Below are 24,736 nucleotides of genomic sequence, written 5' to 3'. Positions count from 1 at the left end.
ATGCCCGCGCACCGTAACTACAAGTGGGCGGTCGTGGGCATGCTGTGGTTCGTCTGCTTCTTCAACTACGCGGACCGGCAGGCGATCTTCTCGGTTTTTCCGCGACTGAAATCAGAGTTCGGCTTCGACGCCGTGCAACTCGGCATCATCGGCTCGGCGTTCGCATGGGTCTACGCGGCGGGCGCGCCGCTGGCGGGGCTGATCGCCGATCGCGTGTCGCGCAAGATGCTCATTCTCGGCGGTTGCGTCTTCTGGAGCGGCGTGACGGTGTTCACGGGCGCGTGCACGCAGTTCTGGCAATTCGTCACCGTGCGTGCGCTCGAGGGCTTCGGCGAGACCTTCTATTTCCCGGCGACGATGTCTCTCGTGAGCGACTACCACGATCGCACGACGCGGTCGCGTGCGATGTCGTTTCACCAATCGAGCGTCTATGCCGGCACGATCGGCGGCAGTTGGCTCGGCGCGTGGTTCGCGGAGGAGATGGGCTGGCGCGTCGGGTTCTATTTCTTCGGCGGCGCGGGCATCGTGCTCGCGCTCGTGCTCTGGCGTTTCCTGCGCGAGCCGGTGCGCGGCGAGGCGGAAACGACGACGAAGGAACCGCAGCCCGCGCCGTTGGGCGTGCGCGAAACGCTGGCCGGCATCTTCCGCAAGCCGACCGCGGTGTTGCTGATGCTCGCGTTCCTCGGTGCGAATCTCGTGGCGACGGTTTTCCTGACGTGGACGCCGACGTTTCTGACGGAGAAGTTTCATTTCCGACTCACGACGGCAGGCCTGTCGGGCTCGGTTTTCATTCACTTGGCGAGTGCGTTGAGCGTGCCGGTCGGCGGCTGGCTGGCGGACAGGCTCGTGCGGCGCTTCGCCGGCGGGCGCATCCTCGTGCAGGCGATCGGCCTGGTGGTCGGCGCGGGTTTCGTGGCGCTCGTGGGATTGACCACGGACGTGCGCACGCTGCTGGTGGCGATGACGATCTTCGGCCTTTGCAAGGGCCTTTACGACGCGAACATCTTTGCCGCGCTCTACGATGTGGTGGAGCCGCGCGCGCGCGCGACGGCGGCGGGCATCATGAACACAGTGGGCTGGGGCGGCGGCGCGCTCGGTCCGATCGCCGTCGGTCTCGCCACGAAATACGGCCGCCACGCGCGCGACGTCGACAACATGAGCGAAGCGATCGCGTTCGGCGGCGTTGTCTATGTCGTCAGCGCGGTGCTGCTGCTCGGGGCCGTGTTCGTGTTTGCGCGGCGCGATATCCCGGCGGCCCCGGCGGCGGCGTGATTTTTCCCATGCGTTACCTTGTCCTGTTTCTTGCGCTCGGCCTGATGTCGCTCCCGGCGGCGCCGGCCGACGCCGTCGTGAAAGCCGAATTCATCTTCGAAAAGGCCCCGTATCCCTCGTGCCACGCGTCGACGATCGTCGAGATCGCGCCCGGCCAGCTGGCGGCGGCGTGGTTCGGCGGCACCAAGGAGCGCGCGCCGGACGTCGGCATTTGGGTCTCGCGCCACGTTGACGGCCATTGGACCGAAGCGGTCGAGGTGGCGAACGGCCTCCAGCCCGACGGCAAACGCGAGCCGACGTGGAACCCGGTGCTCTTCGCGCCGAAAAACGCGCCGCTTTTCCTCTTCTACAAGGTCGGCCCGTCGCCGTCGAAATGGTGGGGCATGGTCGTGACGTCGGCTGACGGCGGCAAAACGTGGAGCAAGCCCACGCGCCTGCCCGACGGCATCCTGGGCCCGATCAAGAACAAGCCGGTCGAACTTGCCGATGGCACTTGGCTGTCGCCTTCAAGCACCGAGGGCAACGAAGACGGCTGGCTCATGCACTTCGAGCTTTCGCGCGATCGCGGCGTCACGTGGACGCGCACGCCGCCCGTCGCGCAAGGCCCGCATTTCGACGCGATCCAGCCGAGCGTCCTCTTCCACGCCGACGGTCGCCTGCAGGCCGTCGCCCGCACGCGGCAAGGCGTGAACGCGCAGACGTGGTCGAAGGACGGCGGCAAGACGTGGTCCCCGCTGACGGCGATCGATCTGCCGAACCCAAACTCCGGCACCGATGCCGTCACGCTCGCCGACGGGCGTCAGTTGCTCGTCTACAATCACAGCGGCCATCGCGCCGCCGAGGCGAAGGGCGACCGCTGGCCGCTCGACGTGGCGATTTCGAAGGACGGCGTGCATTGGGAGCGCGTGCTCACGCTCGAGACCGAGCCGAACAAGGCCGGGTATGCGTATCCCGCCGTCATCCAAGCGCGCGACGGGCTCGCTCACATCACCTACACGTGGGATCGCACGCGCATCAAACACGTGGTGATCGATCCGAAAAAACTATGAAGCTGCTCGCCGCGTTGTCCTGTTTCTGTGCGGTCACGGCCGCCTCGGCGGCGTTGCAGGTCGTGAATCTGAAATGCGAGAGCGCCGTCGATCCGCTGGGCGTCGACGCCGCGACGCCGCGCTTGAGCTGGCAGGTGCGCGATGACGATGCCGCCGCGCGCGGCTCGCGCCAGACGGCGTGGCAGGTGTTGGTCTCCTCGACGCCCGAGCAACTCGCGGCGGATCGCGGAGACCTGTGGGACAGCGGACGCATCGCGTCCGACGCGACCGCTTGGATCGCTTACGCCGGGACTCCGCTCGCCACCTCGCAGCGCGTTTTCTGGAAGGTGCGCGCGTGGGATGCCGCGGGGCGGCCGACGCCCTGGAGCGCAGCCGCGCAGTGGACGATGGGCGTATTGCGACCGGAAGACTGGCGGGCGAAATGGATCGAAGCGGCGCCGAACGCGGAAGGTGCCTTGTTCCGACGGGAGTTCACGGTGAAGCCCGGCCTGAAACGCGCCGTGCTGCACGTCACCGGTCTCGGGCAATACGAGGCGTTTCTCAATGGCGCGAAGATCGGCGTCGATCTGCTTACGCCCGGCTGGACCTCTTATCACGACACGGTGCTCTACGACACGCACGATGTGACTGCGCAACTGGCCGCCGGTGCCAACGCCATCGGCCTCGCGCTCGGGCGCGGCCTGTATCACGTCGAGCGCAGGGACAGCCGCTTCGCGAAGTTCACGGGCAAATTCGGCGAACTGCGCGCGATCGCGCAACTCCGGCTCGAATACGCGGACGGCAGCGTGGAATTCGTCGGCACCGACGAGAACTGGCGCACGCATCCGGGGCCGATCACGTGGTCGAGCATCTACGGCGGTGAGGACTACGACGCGCGGCGGTTGCCGGCCGGCTGGAACCGCGTCGGCGCGGCGGCGGACGGCTGGAGGCCGGTGACGCTCGCGACGGCGCCCCTCGGTGCGCTGCGCGGTCTGTCATTCGCCAATGAGCCGCTGCGCGCCATCGAGACGCGCGAGCCGGTGAGCGTGCGCACACTCGCGGATGGCGCGGTGTTGTTCGATTTCGGGCAAAACACGTCGTTCATGCCGCGGCTCACGGTGAGCGGGCCGGCGGGCTCGACGGTGCGGCTGGTGCCGGGCGAGGTCGTGAAAGAGGATGGCAGCATCGAGCGCGGCACGATGGGCGGCGCGCATCGCGGCAGCGCGTGGTGGCAATACACGAAGGCGACGGACGGCGAGGAGACGTGGTTCCCGCAGTTCTACTATCTCGGTTCGCGTTACGTGCGCGCCGAACTCTTGCCGGCGCAGCCCGGCGGCGCGGCTCCGAAGATCGATCGATTGCAAATGGTGATCGTGCGCGCGGCGGCGCAGCCGGTCGGCGAGTTCGCGACGTCGAATCCGCTCCTGAATCGGATCCGCGATTTGGTCTGGTGGGCGCAATCGTCGAACCTTGTTTCCGTTCTGACCGACTGCCCGCACCGCGAGAAACTCGGCTGGATCGAGCAATTCCACCTCAACGGCCCCGCGATCCGCCACGAGTTCGACGTCACGCGCACCTACGCGAAGGCGATGCGCGACATGGTGGAGGCGCAGTTGCCCGACGGACTCGTCCCGAACATCGCGCCCGAATACGTCGAGTTCAAAGGCGGTTTCCGCAACGCGGCCGAGTGGGGCGCGGCGTTCCTGTTCGTTCCGTGGCAGCAACGGGACTTCACCGGCGACGAGTCGCTCCTGCGCGACTACTACCCGGCGATGCAGCGCTACTTCGCGTTTCTCGAGTCGCGCGCGGACCATGACATTCTCAGCGACGGACTGGGCGATTGGTATGATTACGAAATGAACAGCGGCAAGCGCGCGAACCTCACGCCGCCACCGATCACGGCCACGGCGTTTTTCTACGAGGACGCGCGCACGCTCGCGCGCACGGCAGGACTGCTCGGCCGCGGCGAGGATGCCGCGCGCTACGCTCGGCGCGCCGAGGAAATCCGGCGCGCCTACACCGCGAAGTTCCGGCGCGGCGACGGCCTCTATGGCACGGCGTCGCAGGCGTCGCTCTGCATTCCGCTCGCGATGGGGCTCGTCGAGGAGCGCGATCGGCCCGCGGTGTTGGCCGCGTTGATCAAGGACGTCGAGGCCAAGGGCTACGCGACCGCAGGCGACATTGGCTTCCGTTACCTCTTGCTGGCGCTCGCGCAGGCGGGACGCGACGACGTGATCTACCGCCTGATCAATCAGGACGAGAAACCGGGCTACGGTTATCAACTGAAGCTCGGCGCGACTGCGCTCGCGGAGTCGTGGCACGCGTCGCTCGGCGCCTCGCACAATCACTTCATGCTCGGGCAAATCACCGAGTGGTTCTACCAGCGGGTCGCGGGCATCGCGCCCGATCCGGAAGCGCCGGGCTTCAAGCACGCGATCGTGCGGCCGCAGCCGGTCGGCGATCTCACGTGGGCCGAGGTCACGCAGCGGACCGTGCGCGGCGACTATCGCGTCCGTTGGGAGCGCGCGGACGGAAAATTCGCCCTGCGGTTGACCGTGCCGGCCAACGCGAGCGCGACCGTCTATCTGCCGACGCGCGATGCGAGCGCGGTGCGCGAAGGCGGCCGGCCTCTGGCGCAGGCAAGCGGGGTAAAATTCGTTCGCGCCGAGGGAGACCGCGCCGTTATCGAAGTGGCGTCAGGCGTCTACTCCTTCGAAACCCCATGGTGAAGTTCTTGGCTGTGTTTTTCTCGTTCGCGGCGCTCGCGTCGGCCGCGGTGAATTGGTTGCCGTCATCCGTGCCGCCCGCGCCGGCGACCGGACCGGCGCTGTGCGTGCGCTATTTTCTGACGCCGGAGCAGGGCGACGCCGTGCTGCGCGCGGCGGCGAAGGAATTCGACACCCGCGCCGTCTGGACGACCTACGCCGATCTCGTGCGGCAAAAGATCCAGCAGGGGGCCAATCTCGCGCCGTGGCCGCGCCGCACGCCACTGAACGCGATGGCGAGCGAGCCGCGCGCGCACGACGGCTACACCGTGCAGAACGTGATGTTCGAGCCCGTGCCGGGTGTATTCGTCGGTGGGAATCTCTATCGTCCGCTGCGGGCCGGGAAGCTCGCGCCGGCGGTGCTGACGACGCACGGGCACACGGGTGGCGTGAATGCGCCGGAGGACTGGGCGCGGCACGGCCGCTTCACGGAGAGCGTGCAACGGCGCGGCGCCACGCTCGCGCGCATGGGTGCGGTGGTGCTGTCGCTCGACATGTTCGGCTACGGCGACTCGCTGACCGCGTTCGGCCCGGAGGCGCACCGGCGGCCGTTTTCGCTGACGATGCAGCTGTGGACGGCGCTGCGGGCGGTGGATTTTCTCGCCTCGTTGCCCGGCGTGGACGCAAAGCGAATCGCCGTGACGGGCGAGTCGGGCGGCGGCACGCAGGCGTTTTTGCTCGCGGCGCTCGAGCCGCGCGTCGCGGTGAGCGCGCCGGTGGTGATGGTGTCGTCGTATTTCTTCGGCGGTTGCCCGTGCGAGAGCGGCCTTCCGATTCATCGCAGTGCGGAACACTTCGCGAGCAACGCGATGATCGCGGCGCTGGCCGCGCCGCGGCCGCAGCTCGTGATTTCCGACGGCAAGGACTGGACGCAGTTCACGCCGGCGAGCGAATTCCCTTTCCTGCAGCACGTCTACGGGCTCTTCGACGCGACGGGACAGGTGGGCAACGTTCACCTGCCGACCGAAGGCCACGACTACGGCCCGTCGAAGCGCGCGGCGATGTATCGGTTTCTCGCAGAGCAGTTCGGATTGAGGAAGGACTTCGACGAGGCGCACGTCGCGCTGGAGTCGGCAGACACGCTGCGGGTGTTCAAGAGCGCGGACGAGTTGCCGCCCGGCGCGCTGAGAAGCGTGGAGGCGGCGGAAGCGGCGTTGCGGGCGTTGCAGCGCTGAAACGCGGCGAAAGCGAGGCTCGTCACGCGCGGCCGGGATTGCTTTGGGGCGGATCCGAGGCGTCCGCGCCCGGAGGTCGCGGACTGCCTTGCAAGCGCACTCGCGTAACGGAGGAGTGCTCCGACGTTTTCAGAAAATAATGTAGCCCGGGTCGCTGACCCCGGGAAGGGGCTTTCCCGAGGGAAGAAGCGCCGACCGGGCTCAGCGAGCCCGGCTACAGAGTCGGCTTTAGAGCACGCCGAAAATCTCGCCGCGGGTGAAGGGAATGAGCTTTTCGGTGCCGTTGAAGCGCACGAGGGCGCTAGCGTCGAGGGTCGCCGCGATGCGGGCGGAGACGAGACGGCCGTCGCGCCACGCGAGGTCGACGATGAAGCCGTCGCGGGCGCGCAGGCCGGTGACGCTGCCGGTCGACCAGGTTTTCGGGAGCGCGGGGAGAAGATCGATGATCACGGTGCCGTCGGCGGTGCGTTGGTGGCTTTGCAGGAGCATCTCGACGATGCCGGCGGTGGCGCCGAAGTTGCCGTCGATTTGGAACGGGCCACAGAGATCGAAGAGGTTCGGGAGCGTGCGTTTCGTGAGGAGGAGGGAGAGTTGGCGATAGGCCATGTCGCCGTCGCCGACGCGCGCCCAGAGCGGAATGCGCCACGCGTAGCTCCAACCGGTGCTACCGTCGCCGCGCCATGCGAGGAGCTTTTTTGCCGCGGCGTAGACGTCGGCGCGGGCCGGCGTGAAGTCGTCGCCGGGGTAGAGCGCCCAGAGTGGCGACATGTGGCGGTGAACGTTGTTGGGGACGTCGACATCGTCGAGCCACTCCTGAAGCTGGCCGTGCTTGCCGATCAGGTCGGGCGGGAGCTGTTGGAGTTTGGTGTCGAGTTCGGCGGCGAAGTCCGCATCGCGCCCGAGGAGGCGCGCGGCGTCACGCGTGCTGCGCCAGAGCGCGCGGATGAGTTGCGTGTCCATCGCGGGGCCGATGGTCATCGTGCCTTGCTCGGGCGAGAAGGACGGCGAGGTGACGAGCCAGTTGTGCTTCGGTTCGCGGACAAGGCTGTCGACGAAGAACAGCGAGGCGTCCTTCATCGCCGGGTAGGCGCGCTCACCGAGGAAGTCGCGGTCGCCGGTGAAGAGGTAGCGTTCCCAGAGGTGCCAGCAGAGCCAGGCGCCGCCGGTGGGCCAGATGCCGTCGATGTTGTTGATCGGCGCGGTGCCGCGCCAGAGGTCGAAGTTGTGGTGGAGAACCCAGCCGCGGGCGCCGTAGAGTTTTTGGGCAGTGCGGGCGCCGCTGACGCGGAGGTCGTCGATGGCGGTGAAGAAGGGCTCGTGGCACTCGCCGAGGCCGGTGGTCTCGGCGAGCCAGTAGTTCATCTCAAAATTGATGTTCGTGGTGTATTTCGATTCCCACGGCGGGTTGAGGAGTTCGTTCCAGACGCCTTGCAAGTTCGCCGGCTGCGAGCCGGGACGACTGCTGGCGATAAGAAGGTAGCGGCCGTAGGCGAAGTGCAGCGCGGCGAGCGCGGGGTTGGCGTCGATGTTGCCGGCGGCCTTGGCGCGGCGGAGGCGCTCGTCGGTGGGGAGTTCGGCGGCGGGGGTGTGGCCGAGGTTGAGCGCGACGCGGCGAAAGAGTTTCTGGTGATCGGCGATGTGGCGGGCGAGAAGGTCGGCGTAACGGCGCGAGGCGAGTTGCGCGAGATAGTCGGCGCAGCGGGCGGACGGATCGGCCGAGATGTCCTGCCAGGATTTAAAACTCGTCGCGGCGACGAGGCGAAGCGTGGCGGAGGTTGCGCCGGTGAGCGTGAGAGTGCGGTCGGCGGCGATGACAGTGCCGCCGTCGTGATCGACGGTGACGCGCGCCTCGAAGCGGAGGCCGTCGGCTTGGACGCGGCCGGCGAGCGTGAGTTGCGGCGGGCCCAGCGGACGAGGCTCACGCACTCGTCCCGGTCCCGTCCCACCCTCGGTGCGGGAATCTTTGTGCGGGGAGTCGAGGGCGACGGTGAACGTGAGCGCGCCGGCGCGGTCGGCTTCGAGGCGGACGACGAGGGCGTTGTCCGGATAACTGGCGAAGACGGTGCGCGTGAACGTCACGCCGTCGACGGTGTAGCGCGTGACAGCGAGGGCGGTGTCGAGATCGAGTGAGCGGCGGTAGTTCTGCGCGCCGGCGTGGCCGGGAAAATGGAGACGCAGATCGCCGAAGGGTTGATAGGCTTTTTGGCGGACGGGATCGCCGAGGACTTTGGTGCGCGCGAGCGTCTCGGCGCCTTTGACGTCGCCGGCGGCGAGCAGGCGACGAACTTCGGGGAGCGCTTCGCCGGAGCCGGCGCGGACGTAGTCGTGGGGCTTCCCGAGCCAGAGAGTGTCTTCGTTGAACTGGATGCGCTCGTGCTCCGTGCCGCCGAAGACCATGGCGCCGAGGCGGCCGCTGCCGATCGGGAGTGCTTCCTCCCATTTGGCAGCGGGGTGGGTGAACCAGAGCTGAGAGTCTAGAGCGGAGAGCTGAGAGCCCGGAAGCGGAGCCGGTGCGGGCGATTCGGCGCGGAGCGGTGCGGCGAGGGCGAGGAAGAGCGCGGCGGTGAGGGCGGAAACACGCATGGCGGAGGGCGGAGGGAGGGCGGTTGAGGGCAACCGCCCCTACCGGAGTTGCGAATGAGAACGTGGTCGGGGAGGCGGAGCGGAGGACCCGCGCCCAGAGGTCGCGGGCTACCCCGCGAAACGAAAAGGGCCGTTGGTCGCAACGGCCCTTGGAAGCGCGGTTATTTTTTCGCGAGTGGATCGATATTGTTCTTCAGGTCGGTCCAGTCGGTTTTCGGGGCGCGCGGGTCGAGGCCGTAGATGAATTTTTCGATATTGGTGTAGCCGTCGCCGTTGGCGTCCTTGAGCGCGTCGGATGCCTCGTGCGGGTTGAGGCCGTGCGTGGTTTCCCAGGCGTCGGGCAGGCCGTCGCCGTCGCTGTCGACGTAGGGCGTGCCCTTGTATTCGGGATAGCCGCCGACTTCGCTCGGATTCGTGACGAATCCGGCGGCGACGTAGCCAGGGAGTTCGTCGGTGAACTTCTGCTGGTAGCCGTAGAACTTCGCGAGCTTCGGCGTTTCGGGAGAGATTTGGCGCGTCGGGATCTTGCCCGTGCGGACTTGTTCGAGCACGCGCGTGTCAACAGCGTCGCGCGTCGGCAAGTAGGCGCCGGCGTTCGCGACGACGTAGTCGAAGGCTTCCTGGGCGGACGTGAGCGGGAATTGCGCGTGCGCGAACGGTTCGTTGACGCGGATGGCCTTGAGGGCGTCGGCTTCGGTCTCGTGGTAGAATTTCAGCGAGTCGACCTGCGCCTTGGTCTTGGCGGCGAACTCGTCGCGCTTCGGGCCGGGCTTCGGTGCCGCTTCCATCAGCTCGCGGAACTTACGCTCGCGGCTGACGACGTCGGGCTGCACGCCGCCGTCCCAATTGTCCTTCGTGACGCGCGCGTTGCCTTCGACGACGTTGCCGGCGACGTAGGCTTTGCCGAAGTGATTTACGGCGGTCTTGCTGCGCTCGGATTCGGGTTTGAGGATGCGGTAGGCGACATCTTCGTCGGGCGGAGTGCCGGGGCCGGCCTTGAAGTAGTTGCCGATGATGTTGAAGGCGCTGCGGTGGTCACCGCCGTCGATGGTGCGGTGGCGCCAGTTGAAGAGGACGTTGTTGGCGAAGGTGAAGTCGCCATACATGCCGACGCTCGGATTGCGGCCGGTGTTGCAGGCCCAGAGGTTGTGATGGAACGTGCTGTTCAGGCCGCCGATGGTGGAACCGAAGGCGTGATGGTAGGTGCTGAGCGACTCGGAGGAGATGCTGTTCTGGATCGTGATGTTGACGGTGGGCGTCTTCACCGGTTTGCCGCCGCCGGGTGTGGCCCAGTGGAAATAGGCGGAGAGGTTTTCGTCGAGGCTCCACGAGGTGGAGACGTGATCGATGATGAGGTTGCCGACAGGCTTGCCGCCGAGCGAATCGTCGCGATCAGCGGGGTCGGTCTCGCCGCGGCGGAAGCGCAGGTGGCGGATGACGACGTCGTGGGTCTCGACCTCGACGGTGTTGCCGGCGATGCAGACGCCGTCGCCGGGGGCGGTGTTGCCCGCGATGGTGACGTAGGGCGCGCGGATGCGGAGGTGGTCCTTGAGGCGGATGATGCCGGCGACGTTGAAGACGATGACGCGCGGGCCGCCTTCCTCGCAGGCGGCGCGAAACGAACCGGGGCCGGAGTCACTGAGGTTGGTGACGACGATGACCTTGCCGCCGCGGCCGCCGAAGGAATACATGCCGCCGCCCCAGGCGCCGGGGAACGCAGGGATGGTGGCCTGCGGCAGATCGGCGGGTTTCGCGGCATTGGGGAGGTAGGGTTTGCCCTTCGACGCCCAAGCTTGGATTTCCGGCAGCGCCTTGGCGAAGGCTTCATCGGAGCGCTGATCGGCGGCGGCTTTGCGCGCTTCGGCGGCGGCTTTGAGGTCGGCGGGGACCTTCGGGTAGCCTTGGGCGAAGGAGACGGTCGCGACGAATCCGAGCGCGAGAGCGGCGATGGCGTGGCGCGGGAGATGACGTATCTTCATGGGAACGTTGAAATCGGGGCGGATTACTTGGCCGTCGGCGCGGCGGGATGGGTGAGATTCTTCTCGGCTTCCTTCATGTTGTAGCCGGCTTTCGCGAGGTAATTGTTGATGCGGCCCTTGTATTTGCCGAACCAGGCGTGCTTCTCCTCGGAGGTGCTGCCGTCCATGGCGTGTTCGCGCGCTTCGGTGAGCCACGCAAGGATCTGCGCTTTCTGTTCGGCGGTGAGGTTGGGCAACATTTCCTGGTAGACGCGGAAGGTGAGCGGCAGCACGCCGTAGGTCATGCCGTCTTTCACGGCGTCGATCTGTGTGGGCGTGAGTTCCGCGGCGAGGGCGGCGAGATATTTCGCGTGGAGGGCGGCGAGGTGCGCGTCGGTTTTGGCGAGGATTTCGGCGCGGCGCTTTTCGGCTTCGGCTTTGTCGGGCGACTCTTTCGCGAGCTTGAGGCCGGAGTCGCGCAGCTGGTGAATGCCGCGAAGTTGCTCGTATTGGCGGGCAACGAGGTCGCGGACGCGGATGGCTTTCGCGGTGTCGTCGAGGTGGAGCGTGGTGACGATTTTTTCGGCGCGTTGCACGAGCTCGGGCGGCGGCGGGGGCGGCGGGTCGCCGGCGCGGGCGAGCGAGAGCAGGGCGGCGAAGGCGAGCGGGCGGAGAACGCGGGCGAGCATGGGCGAGAAAAGACGCGGTTGGGTGGTGGGACGCTACGGTATGACTTCGGTATTCGAGAAAAAAGGCCCGGTCCGTGAAAGACCGGGCCCATTGCAAACGAACTAACCCCCTAACAAAATTACCAGGAACCGCTGACGCCGAAGGTCCAGGTGACGCCGAAGCGGCGGCGGTCGGCGAGCGAAGCGTAGTCCGGCAGGGCGCCGCCGTCGTGACGCCAGATTTGGTCGCGTTCGCCGTTGAAGATGTCGCGGCCGCTCAGGAACAGGCTGTAGTGCTTGCTCAGGAGGTAACTCATGTTGAGGTCGAAGCGCGTTTCGGCGGGTTGGATCTTGCGGAAGATCTGGCCGTTGACGCTGAGGCGGTCGGCGCCGATTTCGTTGTCGTTCTTGTAGGTGCCGCGCAGCTGGACGGAGAGGCGATCGCCGGCGTATTGGAGACCGGCACCGCCGAAGCGGTTGGAGCGCAAGGTGACCGTGTTGACGCTCGGCGTGATGGTGACGGTGGTGCCGTTGGGGTTCGTCAGCGTGTAGGGCGCGGGCGTCTCCGGAGTGGGGAAGTCGGTCATCGAGTAGCTCAGGAAGCCCGAGAAGCGGCGGCCCCATTGGCCGAGGATGCCGAGGTCCTGGCGGACTTCGAATTCCCAGCCGGAGGTTTCCTGCTTGGAGGTGCTGTTGGTGGAGGTCACGAGGCGCCAGTTGTCGTAGTCAGTGGCGTCGAGGCCGAGCGCGCCCATGACCACGGCGAATGTGGGGCTGCCTGAGTAGGTGGTGAAGTTCATCGTCTGGTTCGTGATGGACTTCGTGTAGTAGCTGGCGGTGAGCTTGCCGCCGGCGTCGGTGTAGTAGGAGGCTTCGAAGTCCCAGTTCTGGGAGGTTTCGGGCTTGAGCGAGGGATTGGCCACCTTGATCTCGCCGAGCGCGCCGTTGTTCGAGGCGGATTCGCTGCTGGTGTATTCGGTGATGGTGAAGTCGTTCGTGCCCGAGACGACGCCGCCGGCGACGCCGGACTCGAGCGCCTGCATCTTGAAGGAGCGGGAGTAGGCGACCTTGAGGTCGATCTTCTTCGTCAACTGGTAGGCGGCGTTGATGCTGTAGGACGGATCGCCGGTGATGTGCTGGTTGATTTCGCGAGCCGGGCGGAAGTTCAGCATGCGGGAGCGGAGGTCGCGCACGGCGTTGCCGGTCGGCGGGCCGTAGGGCACGGTCGGGAACGCAATGCCCTTCGAGGTGAGGAGCTGGCGGAGCGCGATGCCTTCGGCGGTGCTGGCGAAGAGCGGGCGGTTGGTGGGCTGGGTGAGAACGACGCCGTTCTCGACGACACCGTTGCCGGCGCTCATCTGGACGCCGTTCGGCGCGAGAGTCGCGTCGGTGAAGATGGAGCCGTCGGAGTTACGCAGGTAATCCCACTTGGGGTCGGTGAAGGGGCTGTGGCCGACGCGGCCTTTGCGCTCCTGGCGCGCGCCGCCGACAATCGTCAGGCGATTGTTGAAGAAGCGGCCGGTGGCCATGCCATACCACGCATCGATGGTTTCGTTGAGGTCCTTTTGCTGACCGACGAAACTGTTGTAGTTTTCGACGCGGGTCTGCGTGGCCTCGTCGAAGTCGGGGACGTAGAAGATGTTTTTGGCGGCGTTGACTTCGTAGAGCTTGTAGGTCGAACCCCACTGCTGCGCGGCGAGGCCGAAGCCGGGGCTCTGGCCCAGATAGTTGTCGTCGACGACGTCGGCGATCGTGTAGGAGGCGCCCGGACGGAGAATCTGGCGGTAACCGGTGCCGCGGCCGGACTTCTTGTTGCGATCTTCGTCGTGGCGGTAGCCGGCTTGGACGACGATGCTGTTGGAGCCCAGGAAGGGAATGAAGTCGAGGGGGCGGGAGACGTCGACCTTGTAGAGTGCGATGATGCGCTCGTTGTGCGCCTCGCCGGACTTGGCGGTCGTGCCGTCGAAGGCCCAGTTGCTCAGCTGCGTATAGTCCAGCGGCAGATTCGTGCTGCGGGTGTAGGTGAGGGCCTGATTCGGGATGCCTTGGTCGAGGCCGAAGAGGGCGACTCGGCCGGGGTTGAGGTTGAAGTTCACCTCGGAGAAGTGGCCGTTTTCCTCGTCCTTGTAGTCGCTCTTCGAGACGGAGTAGCTGCCCGCGGCGTTGATCTGGAAGCCCCAGAGGTTGGCGTCGTATTGGAGCTGGCCGCTGAGGGTGTCGCCGATGCGGTCGCGCGTGGTGACGGTCATCGCGGTGGTGCTGTTGGCGGTGGTGCCGACGACTTGGGAGCTATCCCACGTCGCGCCGTTGGCGATGGTGGGGCGGAAGTCGAGGCGGCGGTTGGCTTCCGCCGTTTCGTAGGTGCTGTATTGAACGTTGGCGCGGATGGTTTGATTGGGAGTCGGGCGCCAATCGACACGGAAGTTGCCCGAGCGGCGCTCGGTCATCATCGGGGAGTCGGTGATTTGGTAGCGCGTGAGGACCGGGTTCGCGACGGAGCTGGCTTGGCCGGCGGAATTGGTGAAGGCGCCGTTCTGGTAGTTCGCGGCCTGATTGTTGTTCCAGAGGGGTTGGGCGCGCCAGCTCTCGGAGAACTCCTGATTCCAGGCGCCGGTGAAGGAAACACCGAGCGTCTTGCTGAACGGATACGAAACGGAGCCGTCGAAACCGGGAGTGGTCTTGAACGTCTTTTTGTTCACCGGACCGGGTGTCTTCTTGAACATGTCGGACTGCATGTCGTTCCAGTTGAAGAAGAGGCGGCCGCTGTAGGTGGGCTTGGCGTATTCGAAGGCATTGCGCGTGATCAGATTGATCTGACCGCCGACGGAGTTGGCGGGCATGTCGGGCGTGGCGACCTTGATGAGTTCGATGCGCTCGGCGTTGTTGATCGAGAGCTGGTCGAGGCCGACTTGGCGGGTGAGATTGCCGGGGAGGGTGCTGGAGACCGGCAGGCCGTCGATGAGGATGGCGGTGTCTTCGGGTCCGAAGCCGCGGACGGAGATGCCGTTGGCCGCGTTGTCGGCGAAGCCTTGGTTGTTGCCGCCCGTGGCGCCGTAATCGAGCTGAATGCCGGGGAGAAACTTGACGAACTCGCCGACGTTGCCGCTCGGGATGTAGCCGAACTGGTCGGTGGCGACGACGCTCTTGATGTTGACGGCGTTGCGCTCCTCGGCGGTGGCGGTGGCCTGCGCGTTGCGGTAGCGCTCGGCGTTCACGACGTAGGGACTGAGTTCGAGGGTGCCGTCCTTGTTGGTTTGCAGCTGGGCAGCCTTCTCGCGGAACACGAAGTCGCGGCGGACGATGTCGCCGGCGGCGACGTTCACCGTGGCGACGATGTCGGCCTCGCCGACGTAGCTGGCGCGAATCTCGACGTCGCCCGTGGGCACACCGGCGAACTCGTAGTCGCCATAGGAATTTGAGATGGCCTGCTTGCCGCCGGTGATGCGCAGCACGACGTTCTCCAGCGTCTGGCCGTTGGTGGCATTGGTAATGTTACCGCGAATCGTGCCCGTGGCGGAGGTTTGGGCCGTGGCGGAGACGGCGATCAGCGTGGTGGCAAATGCCAGCGCGAGGACGCGGGAGAAGCGGACGCAAAGGTTCAACATCGCTCCGGCCCGGGTGGGTGGTATGCAGCGCATCGGTGTGCAGGGTTTGAGGGGTGGATAGCCCGTGAGGAGGTGACTCACGGTCGTTTGGGTATCGGGGTTATACCATGAGCGGATACCCGATTCTCCCGAGACGCGGGCGAAATCTGCCTAGTTCCTAAGCCCGGGATGAGGATTCCGGAATTTCAAATCTGAACGTTGAGCAGTCGCAGCGTGGTGGACGGCGCGGATCACTTCGCAGGCTCCTTCACTTCGCGGATGTCGCCGGGCTTCACGTTGTAGCTGTAGACGTGGAGGTTGAGGAACTCCTCGACTTTCGAAAACGAGCCGGCGCGCGCACGCGGGAGTCCGCGGGCGTAGTCGGTCGGCAGGTCGCCGAAGGTGACGTCGGTGTTCTTTTCCGCCGCGGCGGCGAAGGCGCGCGCGGCGAGATATTGCCCGCGCCGCAACTCGCCTTCGCGGCCCGGATACGAGAGGACGAGGATCGGCTTCTTGATTTTTTCCGGGTGGCTCTTGAGCGGTGTCGCGGCCAGACGCGCCTCGTCGCCGAAGGCGCCGCGGACGAGTTGTGGAAACGCCGCGCCTTCGGTCCAGTATTGCTCGCGGATCCAGCCGGCGAGGTCGATCGGCGCGTCGAGTGCGACGGCGCAGCGGAAGCGCTCGGGATGATCCTGCAGGGCGCGCAACGCGATGAAGCCGCCGTGTCCGCGGCCGAAGAGCGCGACGCGTTTCGGGTTCACCTGAAAGCGTTTTTCCAGCTCGTCGATGGTGGTGAGGATGTCGTCGACCTGCACGAGATCGTAGCCGGCGCGGAGTGCGTCGCGGTGCTTGACGCCGAGCCCCCACGCGCCGCGGCCGTTGAATTGCACGACGGCGAAACCCATGTCGGTGAGCGCCTGGATTTCCGTGCGGAAATTCGAGCTCACGTGCTGCCACGGCACATCGGGGCAGACGATGACCATGGGAAACGGCTTGATGCGTGCGCTGGTCGGAACGGTGACGAGTCCCGTGATCGGTGTGCCGTCGGCGCGTTCGTAACGCCACGGAATCGTCGCGAAGGTGTGCTGCGCGTCGAGCCACGGGGCGCGGCGCGCGAATTGGGAGAGCTGGCTGCGCTCGCGGTCGAAAACGTAGAACGCGCCGGCGTCGGCCGGACTCTGCGTCGCGATGATGAAGCGGCGGCCGGCGGCATCCCAATCGAGAATGTCGACCGCGTGGCCGGGGAATTTCTTTTCCAGCGTGGCCTGCACTTCGCGCCACTCGGGTTTGAGCCAGGCGGTGGTGCGCATGGCGGCATCGTAGCGGATGCCGGCGAATTCCTGCGTGTGCGGATCGAACACGAGCGTGTCCGGCGGAAACGCGTCGGCGGGAGCGCCGATCAGATCGAAGTGCGGGCTCTCGAACGCGACGTTGGCCGGCTGGCCGTTGCTGAGATGGCGGCCGTAGACGGCGAAGGTGTTGCGGCCGCGGTTGGAGGCGTAGAAGAGCACGTCGCCCGTCGAGTCGAAGCCGAGCGGCAGTTCGCGTTCGCCGAAATAATTCTGTGGCGAGATCGCGAATTCGCCGAAACCGAGGGCGGCAGCGAGCGGCTTGCCTGCGCCTTCCGCCTTCGCGCCGAGGTAGTCGTAGCGGAACGGAAACTTCGAGAGCATCGAGTTCGGGATCGTGAGGCGCATGAAGCCTTGTTGATCGAGGAGGAAGTCCTGGTCGGCGCGGACGCGGTCGCTGTTCACGACGGTCAGTTTGCCGGTCGTGGAGTTGACCGAGAGAAGCTGGAGCGAACGCGTCTCTCCCGCGCCGGTTGCGAGGAGATGCACGGCGTCCGGGTGCAGCGGATCGCGGCGGAGCGTGCGCAGCGAGCGCGGTTCCTTGCCGGGGCGTTCGGTGAGGGACGACGCGGCCGCATCGGGAGCCGAGTTGACTTCGGGGTTAGTGGTCGGCGAGAGATCGTTGCCGAATTTGCCGCCGGAGGTGTCGGTCGCGGCGGGACGGTCGGGCGTGTTCACCCGTTGTTCGAACGAGGTGTCGTCGCGTTGCACGGTGAAGCGGTCGACGAGCGTCGACTTGGGGAGCGAGAGTTGGCTCTCTGCGAGGTCGCGCGGACCGACCAGCTGGCCGGCGTTCCGGCCGTCGAAGTCGAGGCCGAAGAGGGCGCCGGACGCACTGATCCAGCGAGGCGGGAAGCCGATGGCGGTGTCGGTCACGCGATTGGTCTGGATCACCAGGCGCGTCGGCGTGGACCACGACATCCAGAGGATGCGCGCTGGCGTCGGCTCGAATTGATGCGCGATCTGCGCCGGGGTCGAAGTCGCGTCGTCGGCGACCAGGATTTTGGCGCGCGCGGCGTCGGGCTGGTTCAAGTCGGCGGTGACGACGTAGAGCTTGCTGTCCTCGCGGATCGAAAAGGCAAGGTAGCGGCCGTCGGGTGAAATCGCGGCGTGTTCCGTGCGGAGCGGTTCGAAGTAGTCGTTGAAGCGGGCAGCGTCAGGCACGACGGGCGGCGGCAGCGCCGTCTCGGGCACCCGGTTGGCATTGGTGATGCCGGTGGGGGCAAATTCCTGGCCGCGGGTGAGGGTAAGCGCGGCTGAAAACAGAAGCAGGGCTGCGAGCCGTAGTTTCATGGCGGAGGCGAACGGACGGGCGGAGAAGAGGGCGCGGGCCCGGTCGCGGCCACTCCGAGCCGCGCGCGCAGGTAGATGAGCAAAGGATCGAGCACCTCGGGGGCGAGCGGCACGCGGTGGCCGCGTGGCTCGTTCTCCGGATGAAATTCAAATGGAGAACCGAGTGCGCCGAGCCGCGTGCGCAGCACTTCCATTTGGTGGAGGGCTTCGGGCGACTCGGTGGCGTTGATGCTGAGGAACAGCGGCACGGTCGGCGCGGCGAGGTAGTCGAGCGCTCCGTGGGCGCGCCACGTTTCGAGGTGCGCGGCGCGCTCGCCCCACGCCGCGACGTAGCGCGGAATCATCGGGTCCTGCGGCAGCAAGTCGAGGTAGGTGAAGCGGCCCGAGAGCACGACGGCGCCCTGCACGTCGCTGGAAATGCCGCGATGCGCACCGAGCGAGTCGAACTCCGCGCGTCCCTGCGTCGTCGCGAGCATCAGGGCCATGCCGCTGCCGCGCGAGAAGCCGACGGGCACGATGCGGCCATCGAGCGGAAACTCGCCGGCTGCGGCGCGCAGCGTGCGCACGGCGGCCTTGATGCGTTGCGCGCACTCCGGCATGGCGTCGAATCCCTTGTAGGGCGCGGGCACAGGATGGTCGGCCATCGCGGTGGCGAAGCCCTCCGTCGCCGCGCCCTCGAGCAGCGTGTCGGTGCAGAATTGCAGCGAGAAATTGCCCATGCGATCGGCGTTGTCGCAGGAGAATTCGAGGACGGTGCCGACGGGGCGCGCCGGTTTCGCCGGGTAGAGAATATCCATCGCGAGCACGCGCGCGCCGTCGCGCGCGAACGGCACGTCGCGGCGCAGGCGGTGGCCGGCCGGCACGATGAAGATGTGCGCCGGATCGAGTTTCACGTCGGCGAGAAACGCGCGCCGGTGGATCGCTGCGCGCAGCTCCGCGAAGTCGCGATTGATCCACGGCCAGCGGGCGCGGGAATTCTTCCCGTAGTCGAAAACCGCCACCTGATAGCCCTCGCGCCGGAAACCGGCGACGATCGCCTCGTCGCTCTCGGTGCCGAGGCGCGGCGCGGCGAGATTCTTCAAATAGACGACGAGCGGCGCCGGCGCGGAATCGCTGCGAGGGGAGGCGAGCAGCTCGACCGGCACGTCGCGGCCGGTGGCGGTGCTTTTCCACGCGAGCGTTGCGGCGGGCGCGACGATGGCGGCCGCGCAGGCAATGCTCAGGCTGAGCAGCGCAGCGCGCGCTGCCCGCAATGGCCGAGCGACAGGGTTCAACAATGGCACGGAAAAATTTCGGCCCGACGGACTGTGGGGGTTGACCTGCCAATATTCTTATCCAATTTTCCGGCTCCCTGCTATCGGTTTTCCCGCTGTTACTGTCGCGTTCCTAAGACTTGCCCTACGTCTCCTTCGATCCCGATCGCCCCGACTTCACGCCGTATGGATTCTCCTGCGTGCACTGGACGCCTTCGCCCATGCGGCGGCCGGATCACCACAACGAGATCGAACTGAACCTCCTCACCAAGGGCAACGTCAGCTACCTGCTCGGCGGGCGGAAGGTGCAGCTCGACGCCGGTTCGCTCAACGTGTTCTGGGCGGCGATTCCGCACCAGATCGTCGATTTCGCGAAGGAGACCTCGTATTTCGTGGCGACGATTCCGCTCGCGTGGTTCCTGCAGTGCAAACTCACGGACCGCTTCGTGCAGCCACTGCTGCGCGGCGAGGTGCTGACCGAAAAACTCGGCGCGCGCGAGCGCCACGATCAGGATCTCTTCGCCCAATGGGAACAGGATCTCCAGCAGCCCGACGACGACGTGCGTCACGTCGTCATGCTCGAGATGGAAGCCCGCCTGCGGCGCATGATCGGGGCGCTGCCGCTTGCGGTCGGCTCGGCTGGTCCGAAAGCCAAGGCGCGCGCCACCAGCCTGCAAGGCGGTGAACTCAACAAGGTCGAGCAGATCGCCTGCGTGATCGCCCAGCGCTACACCGAACAACTCACGGTGACGGAAATCGGTCGCAGCGTGGGCCTGCATCCCAACTACGCGATGGGCCTGTTCAAGAAGGCGTTTGGGACGACGCTGCTCGATTACCTCATGCACCACCGCATCTCGCATGCGCAGCGCCTGCTCGCGACGACCGACGACAAGATCGTCGAGGTCGCGTTCGCCTCGGGTTTCAACTCCATCAGCCGCTTCAACGAAACGTTCCGCCGCGCGTGCGGCTGCACGCCGCGCGAGTATCGCCTGCAGCACGCGCTGCACGAGGGAACGAAGAAATGAGAGCGGCCTGTCTCGCCGCCCTCACGTTGGCCGGCGCCGTCGTCGCCGGTGCCGGTGAGATTTGGGTCGCGCCCAACGGAGCGGACACCAATCCCGGCACGGTCGATGCGCCACTCGCGACTGTGCACGCCGCGTTGCGCCAGGGTCGTGAATGGCGCCGGCTCAAGGCGCCAGAGGCCGCGGACGGCGTGAGCGTCGTCCTGCGCGGTGGCACTTACTCGCTCTACGAACCGGTTTTCCTGCGCCCGGAAGACGGCGGCATGGTGACCGCGCCGACGAGAATCATCGCGGCTCCGGGCGAACGTCCGGTGGTCAGCGGCGGCGTGCGCGTGGAGGACTGGCGCAAGGTCGACGACGCGCCGGCGGGTTTGCCGGTCGCGGCGCGCGGTCACGTTTGGGCGGCGCCGCTGCCGACGTTCAACGGACGCTTGCTCGAGTTCCGCCAACTGTGGGTCAACGGTCGCAAAGCGGTTCGCGCGCGCACGCCGAATGGCGATGAGATGGAGCGCTTGACCGGTTGGGATCGCACGGCGCGGCGCGCTGAGATACCCGCCAGCCTCGCGCTGTCGGAGGACTTGCGCGGCGTGGAAATGACTCTGTTGCAGGCGTGGGAAATTGCCGTGCTCCGGATCAAGAGCCGCGCCGTGACCGGCGAGGTGGCGCGCTTGGAGTTTCACGATCCGGAAAGCCGCGTGGAATTCGAGCATCCGTGGCCGCAGCCGCCCATGCCGGGCAAGGACGGCAAGAACGCACCGTTTTTCCTCAGCAACTCCCTCGTTTTTCTCGACTCGCCGGGCGAGTGGTTCGCGGACCAGCGCGCGGGTGTCGTCTATTACTGGCCGCGCGAGAACGAGGACCTTGCGCGCGCGGACGTGGTTGCGCCGGCGCTCGAGACGCTCGTGCGCGTCGCGGGCACGCTCGACCGGCCGGTCGAGCACGTGACGATCGAGGGCATCGAGTTTGCTCACACCACTTGGCTGCGCCCGTCGCTGCTCGGCCATGTGCCGCTGCAGGCCGGCTTGTTCATGCTCGATGCGTATTCGCTGAAGCCGAAGGGCACGCCCGATTGGCGGAGCCTCGACAATCAGGCGTGGCTCGGGCGTCCGCCGGCGGCGATCGAAGTCAGCGCGGCGCGCGATGTGCGCGTGGTCGATTGCGCGGTGCGCCACGTCGCGGCGAACGGGATCGATTTGCAGACCGGCGTGCGCGACAGCGCGGTCGAGGGCTGCGTCGGGCGCGATATCGGAATCAACGGCGTGATGCTAGGCTCGTTTGCCGAAGGCGGCTTCGAAGCGCATCTGCCTTACGCGCCGGCGGACGAGCGCGCCGTGGTCTCCGGTGTGCGAGTCGCCAATAATTTCATCGCCGATTGCGCGAACGAGGATTGGGGCGGAGTGGGGATCATCGCCGGCTTCGTGCGCGACGCCGCGATCGAGCACAATGAGATCCGTGACACGTCCTACACGGGCATCAGCCTGGGCTTCGGCTGGACGCGCACGCCGAACGCAATGCGCAACAACCGCGTGCACGCGAACCTGCTCCAACGCATCGCCACGCGCACCGCCGACAACGCCGGCATCTACACGCTCTCCAACCAGCCGGGCACGATCGTCAGCGAAAACGTCGTCGATCAGATCGTCATGAGTCCCTACGTGCACGATTCCGAACACTGGTTCTACCTCTACACGGACGAAGGCTCGACGTTCATCACCGTGCGCGACAACTGGTGCCCGGCCGAGCGATTCCTGCAAAACGCCACCGGTCCGGGCAACGTGTGGACGAACAACGGCCCGCAGGTGAGCGCGACGATCAAGGCCGCTGCCGGACTCGAGCCGGCGTGGCGCCAACGCCGCGCCGCCGAGCTCGCGCGCTGACCCGTCGCGCACAGCGGCGGGCTATTGCCGCCGGTCGGCGCGTGCGGGCGCGCTTAGGATGCTGGGAATATTTGTGCGAAGACCGGAGGCGCCGAGCGCGTTTGTGGGGTAGGGTGGGGCGTCACCTCAACCCCAGTTGCGCGCCATTCCCCTCCGGGCGCCCAATCACTGCCTGGGTGCGAGCCTCCCACGATGAATCCCTTTGCCGAAAAGACCGGATTGGCGAATTGCCCGTTCCAACGCGGCGATCGCGCCCTCTGCCGGTCGTTTGGTTAGGCGCTCGGTCGCGGCGTTCGGGGGAACGCCGCGACCGGGTTCCTCCGGCAGCTGTGTTCCGAGCGAGGAACAGAATCCTCCTCGTGAAATGATATCCTCGATACGCGCGGCGACGAGCAAGCCGGACGATCGATGAGGGAGTCGCGCTCCGGTTCGTCGCGCCGCGGTCCGCGCCGTCAGCGTTCCGTCTCGGAGGTCTCGTGCTCGACGCGGTATTCGCGCGGCGTGCAGCCGCACGCGCGGCGGAACGCCTCGTTGAAGCGGCTGATCGAGTTGAAGCCGGAGCTGAAGGCGATATCGACGATCTTCTCGTCCGTCGTCGCCAGCAGCCGCTGCGCGTGCGACACGCGGTGGGTCGTGATGTAGTCGATCAGCGTCGTGCCGAAGGCCTTTTTAAAAAGGTTCATCGCGTAGTTCGGGTGCAGGCCGACGGCCTTGCCGATCTCCGCGACGGTGAGCTGCTCGGTGTAGCGTTGCGCGACGATGCAGGCCATCTGCTCGACCTTGTTCAAGCCGCCGGCTTGCAGCGCGAGCCGTTGCCGCTTGCGCGCCTCGGCGCTGGCCGGCAGGCGCGACTCGAGCCGGCGCAGCCGCGCCTCGATCTCGAGCATGACGATGTCTTTCACCTTGTCGTTCGCGTTCTCGAGATCGTGCTCCCATTGCGCGAACAGCGCCTCGTCGAACGCCGCGCGGTCCTCCGTCTTTTCCATCAGCACCTCGCCCTGCATGAGCTGCTGCACGAACCGCTCGGAGACGCGGCACTGGAGGAACCACGAGAGCGGAATCGTCGCGACGAAGTATTCGGTCTTCGGCCCGAAATCGATGATCTGGTGCGGCACCGCCGCCCAAAACGCGCTCAGCATCCCGGCGGGGATGCGAACCTTCCGCCCGCCCAGCAGGTAAGTGACCCAGCCCGACTGCAGCAGGTTGATCTCGATTTCATTGTGGTGGTCCGGCCGGCGCATCGGCGACGGATTCCACCGGACGCAGGTGAAGCCGTAGGGAGTGAAATCGGGGCGGTTGGGGTCGAACTGAACCATCGAATTTCCGGCTTAGGATTCCGGCAGAATTAGGCGCAAACGCGGAAGAAACCACCCGGAAGTTAGGATAGTCTTTTCCGGCCGGTCAACTGCGACCGCGTCCACCCCGACATTTTCCTTCACCACTAGCCCCATCCGGCGCGGTCTGGAACCGCGTCCGCCGTTCACATGAAAAAAACTCCCGTGGCGCTCGGCGTCATCTTCGGCAACCGCGACTTCTTCCCCGACCGGCTGGTGCCGGATGCGCGCGCGGACATCACGAAGCTCTTCGGCGAACTCGGCATCGAGGCCGTCATGCTCGACCCGAATGCCACGAAGCTCGGCAGCGTCGAGACGCACCACGACGCCCGCAAGTGCGCCGAACTTTTCCGCCAGCACCGCGACCGCCTCAGCGGCGTCCTCGTGTGCCTGCCAAACTTTGGCGACGAGAAGGGCGTGGCCGACACGCTGAAGCTCGCCGGCCTCAACGTCCCCGTGCTCGTGCAAGGCTACCCGGACGACCTCGACAAACTCGACGTCGTGCGCCGCCGCGATTCGTGGTGCGGCAAGATTTCCGTCTGCAACAATCTCCGCCAAGCCGGCATCGCCTACACGCTCACGACGAAGCACGTCGTGCATCCGGCCGATGCCTCGTTCCGCGCCGACCTCGAAAACTTCGTCGCGGTCTGCCGGGTCGTGCAAGGCCTTCGCGAGGTTCGCATCGGCGCCGTCGGCGCGCGGCCGGGCGCGTTCAACACCGTCCGCTACTCGGAAAAAATCCTCGAGCGCCACGGCATCAGCGTCACGACGGTCGACCTTTCTGAAATCCTCGGCACCGCCGGCAAGCTCGGCGACAAGGACGCCAAGCTCGTCGCCAAGATCGAAGAGATTCGCGCCTACGCCAACGCCACCGCCGTGCCGCCTGCGAAGCTCGCGCAAATGGCGCGCCTCGGCGTCGTGCTCGACGATTTCGTCGCCGCCAACTACCTCGACGCGACCGCCATCCAGTGTTGGACGTCGCTGCAGGCCAACCACGGCTGCAACGTCTGCACCTCGATGAGCATGATGAGCGAGAATCTCCTCCCGAGCGCGTGTGAGGTCGACGTCACCGGCGTGCTCACGATGTATGCGATGCAGCTCGCCTCGCAATCGCCGAGCGCCCTCGTCGACTGGAACAACAACTACGGCGCCGCCGACGACAAGTGCGTGCTCTTCCACTGCGGCAACTGGGCCAAGTCCTTCCTCCCCGACATCAAGATCCTCAACGCGCCCATCCTCGGCTCCACGCTCGGCGTGGAAAACACCTGGGGCGCGCTCGACGGACGCACGCCCGCCGCGCCGCTCACTTACGGCCGCATCACGACCGACGACGTGTCCGGCAAAATCCGCACCTACGTCGGCGAGGGCCAGCTCACCAACGACGAATTGAAGACCTTCGGCAACCGTGCCGTCGCCCATGTGCCGCAGTTGCAGAAGCTGATGCGGCACGTCTGCCGCGAAGGCTTCGAGCACCACGTCGTCATGAACGCCTCGCGCACCGCGGGTGTGCTGGCCGAAGCCTTCGAGCGTTACCTCGGTTGGGAAGTCTACCACCACGGCGCGCCGCAGGAGTGA

14 protein-coding genes are annotated in these 24,736 nt (G+C 66.4%); 7 read left to right on the top strand and 7 right to left on the bottom strand.

The features are described 5' to 3' along the window. From HZA32_14345 to HZA32_14330, 4 genes are read left to right on the top strand one after another with little or no spacing between them, the layout of a single operon-like run. The gene (locus tag HZA32_14345) at positions 1–1,272 is read left to right on the top strand and encodes an MFS transporter (GenBank protein ID MBI5425255.1); all 1,272 of its coding nucleotides are present in this window, start codon (positions 1–3) and stop codon (positions 1,270–1,272) included. Between the two features lie 8 nt (positions 1,273–1,280). Then, complete coding sequence (locus tag HZA32_14340; GenBank protein MBI5425254.1) at positions 1,281–2,321, top strand: exo-alpha-sialidase; 1,041 nt, start codon at positions 1,281–1,283, stop codon at positions 2,319–2,321. Further along, positions 2,318–5,029 carry a family 78 glycoside hydrolase catalytic domain gene (locus HZA32_14335; protein ID MBI5425253.1) on the top strand — a complete coding sequence of 904 codons (2,712 nt, stop codon included), beginning with the start codon at positions 2,318–2,320 and terminating at the stop codon, positions 5,027–5,029. The genes HZA32_14340 and HZA32_14335 overlap by 4 nt, the downstream gene beginning before the upstream one ends. Next, entirely contained in the window at positions 5,023–6,240 is a 1,218-nt protein-coding gene (locus HZA32_14330) for an acetylxylan esterase (protein ID MBI5425252.1), read from the top strand. The genes HZA32_14335 and HZA32_14330 overlap by 7 nt, the downstream gene beginning before the upstream one ends. Before the next feature lie 228 nt (positions 6,241–6,468). On the opposite strand, the gene HZA32_14325 is transcribed toward HZA32_14330, so the two are convergent. The 6 genes from HZA32_14325 to HZA32_14300 form a co-directional block, all read right to left on the bottom strand. Beyond that, positions 6,469–8,823 carry a glycoside hydrolase family 95 protein gene (locus HZA32_14325; protein ID MBI5425251.1) on the bottom strand — a complete coding sequence of 785 codons (2,355 nt, stop codon included), beginning with the start codon at positions 8,821–8,823 and terminating at the stop codon, positions 6,469–6,471. Between the two features lie 161 nt (positions 8,824–8,984). Further along, positions 8,985–10,802 carry a polysaccharide lyase gene (locus tag HZA32_14320; GenBank protein MBI5425250.1) on the bottom strand — a complete coding sequence of 606 codons (1,818 nt, stop codon included), beginning with the start codon at positions 10,800–10,802 and terminating at the stop codon, positions 8,985–8,987. Positions 10,803–10,825: 23 nt separating this feature from the next. Next, a complete protein-coding gene (locus HZA32_14315) occupies positions 10,826–11,470 on the bottom strand; it encodes a DUF3826 domain-containing protein (GenBank protein ID MBI5425249.1) in 645 nt (214 codons plus the stop codon). A gap of 119 nt (positions 11,471–11,589) precedes the next feature. Continuing rightward, on the bottom strand, positions 11,590–15,054 hold the full coding sequence (locus HZA32_14310) for a TonB-dependent receptor (GenBank protein MBI5425248.1): 3,465 nt from the start codon (positions 15,052–15,054) through the stop codon (positions 11,590–11,592). Positions 15,055–15,284: 230 nt separating this feature from the next. Beyond that, positions 15,285–17,675 carry a prolyl oligopeptidase family serine peptidase gene (locus HZA32_14305; GenBank protein MBI5425247.1) on the bottom strand — a complete coding sequence of 797 codons (2,391 nt, stop codon included), beginning with the start codon at positions 17,673–17,675 and terminating at the stop codon, positions 15,285–15,287. Next, the gene (locus HZA32_14300) at positions 17,672–18,949 is read right to left on the bottom strand and encodes a hypothetical protein (GenBank protein MBI5425246.1); all 1,278 of its coding nucleotides are present in this window, start codon (positions 18,947–18,949) and stop codon (positions 17,672–17,674) included. Before HZA32_14300 ends, HZA32_14305 begins: the two co-directional genes overlap by 4 nt. A gap of 200 nt (positions 18,950–19,149) precedes the next feature. Here HZA32_14300 and HZA32_14295 point away from each other — a divergent pair, with 200 nt between their 5' ends. Further along, on the top strand, positions 19,150–19,953 hold the full coding sequence (locus HZA32_14295) for a helix-turn-helix domain-containing protein (protein ID MBI5425245.1): 804 nt from the start codon (positions 19,150–19,152) through the stop codon (positions 19,951–19,953). Further along, positions 19,950–21,827, top strand: a complete 1,878-nt coding sequence (locus tag HZA32_14290; protein ID MBI5425244.1) for a right-handed parallel beta-helix repeat-containing protein — start codon at positions 19,950–19,952, stop codon at positions 21,825–21,827. Before HZA32_14295 ends, HZA32_14290 begins: the two co-directional genes overlap by 4 nt. 452 nt (positions 21,828–22,279) lie before the next feature. Here the strand turns inward: HZA32_14290 and HZA32_14285 are convergent, their stop codons facing one another. Then, the gene (locus HZA32_14285) at positions 22,280–23,143 is read right to left on the bottom strand and encodes a helix-turn-helix domain-containing protein (GenBank protein MBI5425243.1); all 864 of its coding nucleotides are present in this window, start codon (positions 23,141–23,143) and stop codon (positions 22,280–22,282) included. A 168-nt stretch (positions 23,144–23,311) separates the two neighbouring features. Between HZA32_14285 and HZA32_14280 the strand changes: the two genes are divergently transcribed. Next, positions 23,312–24,736 carry a fucose isomerase gene (locus HZA32_14280; GenBank protein ID MBI5425242.1) on the top strand — a complete coding sequence of 475 codons (1,425 nt, stop codon included), beginning with the start codon at positions 23,312–23,314 and terminating at the stop codon, positions 24,734–24,736.

It is taken from the genome of Opitutia bacterium (assembly GCA_016217545.1).
In the GTDB taxonomy this organism is placed as follows: Bacteria; Verrucomicrobiota; Verrucomicrobiia; order Opitutales; family Opitutaceae; genus Didemnitutus.
The sequence above is the reverse complement of the archived record's forward strand: the minus strand, read 5'-3'. Positions and strand labels throughout refer to the sequence as shown.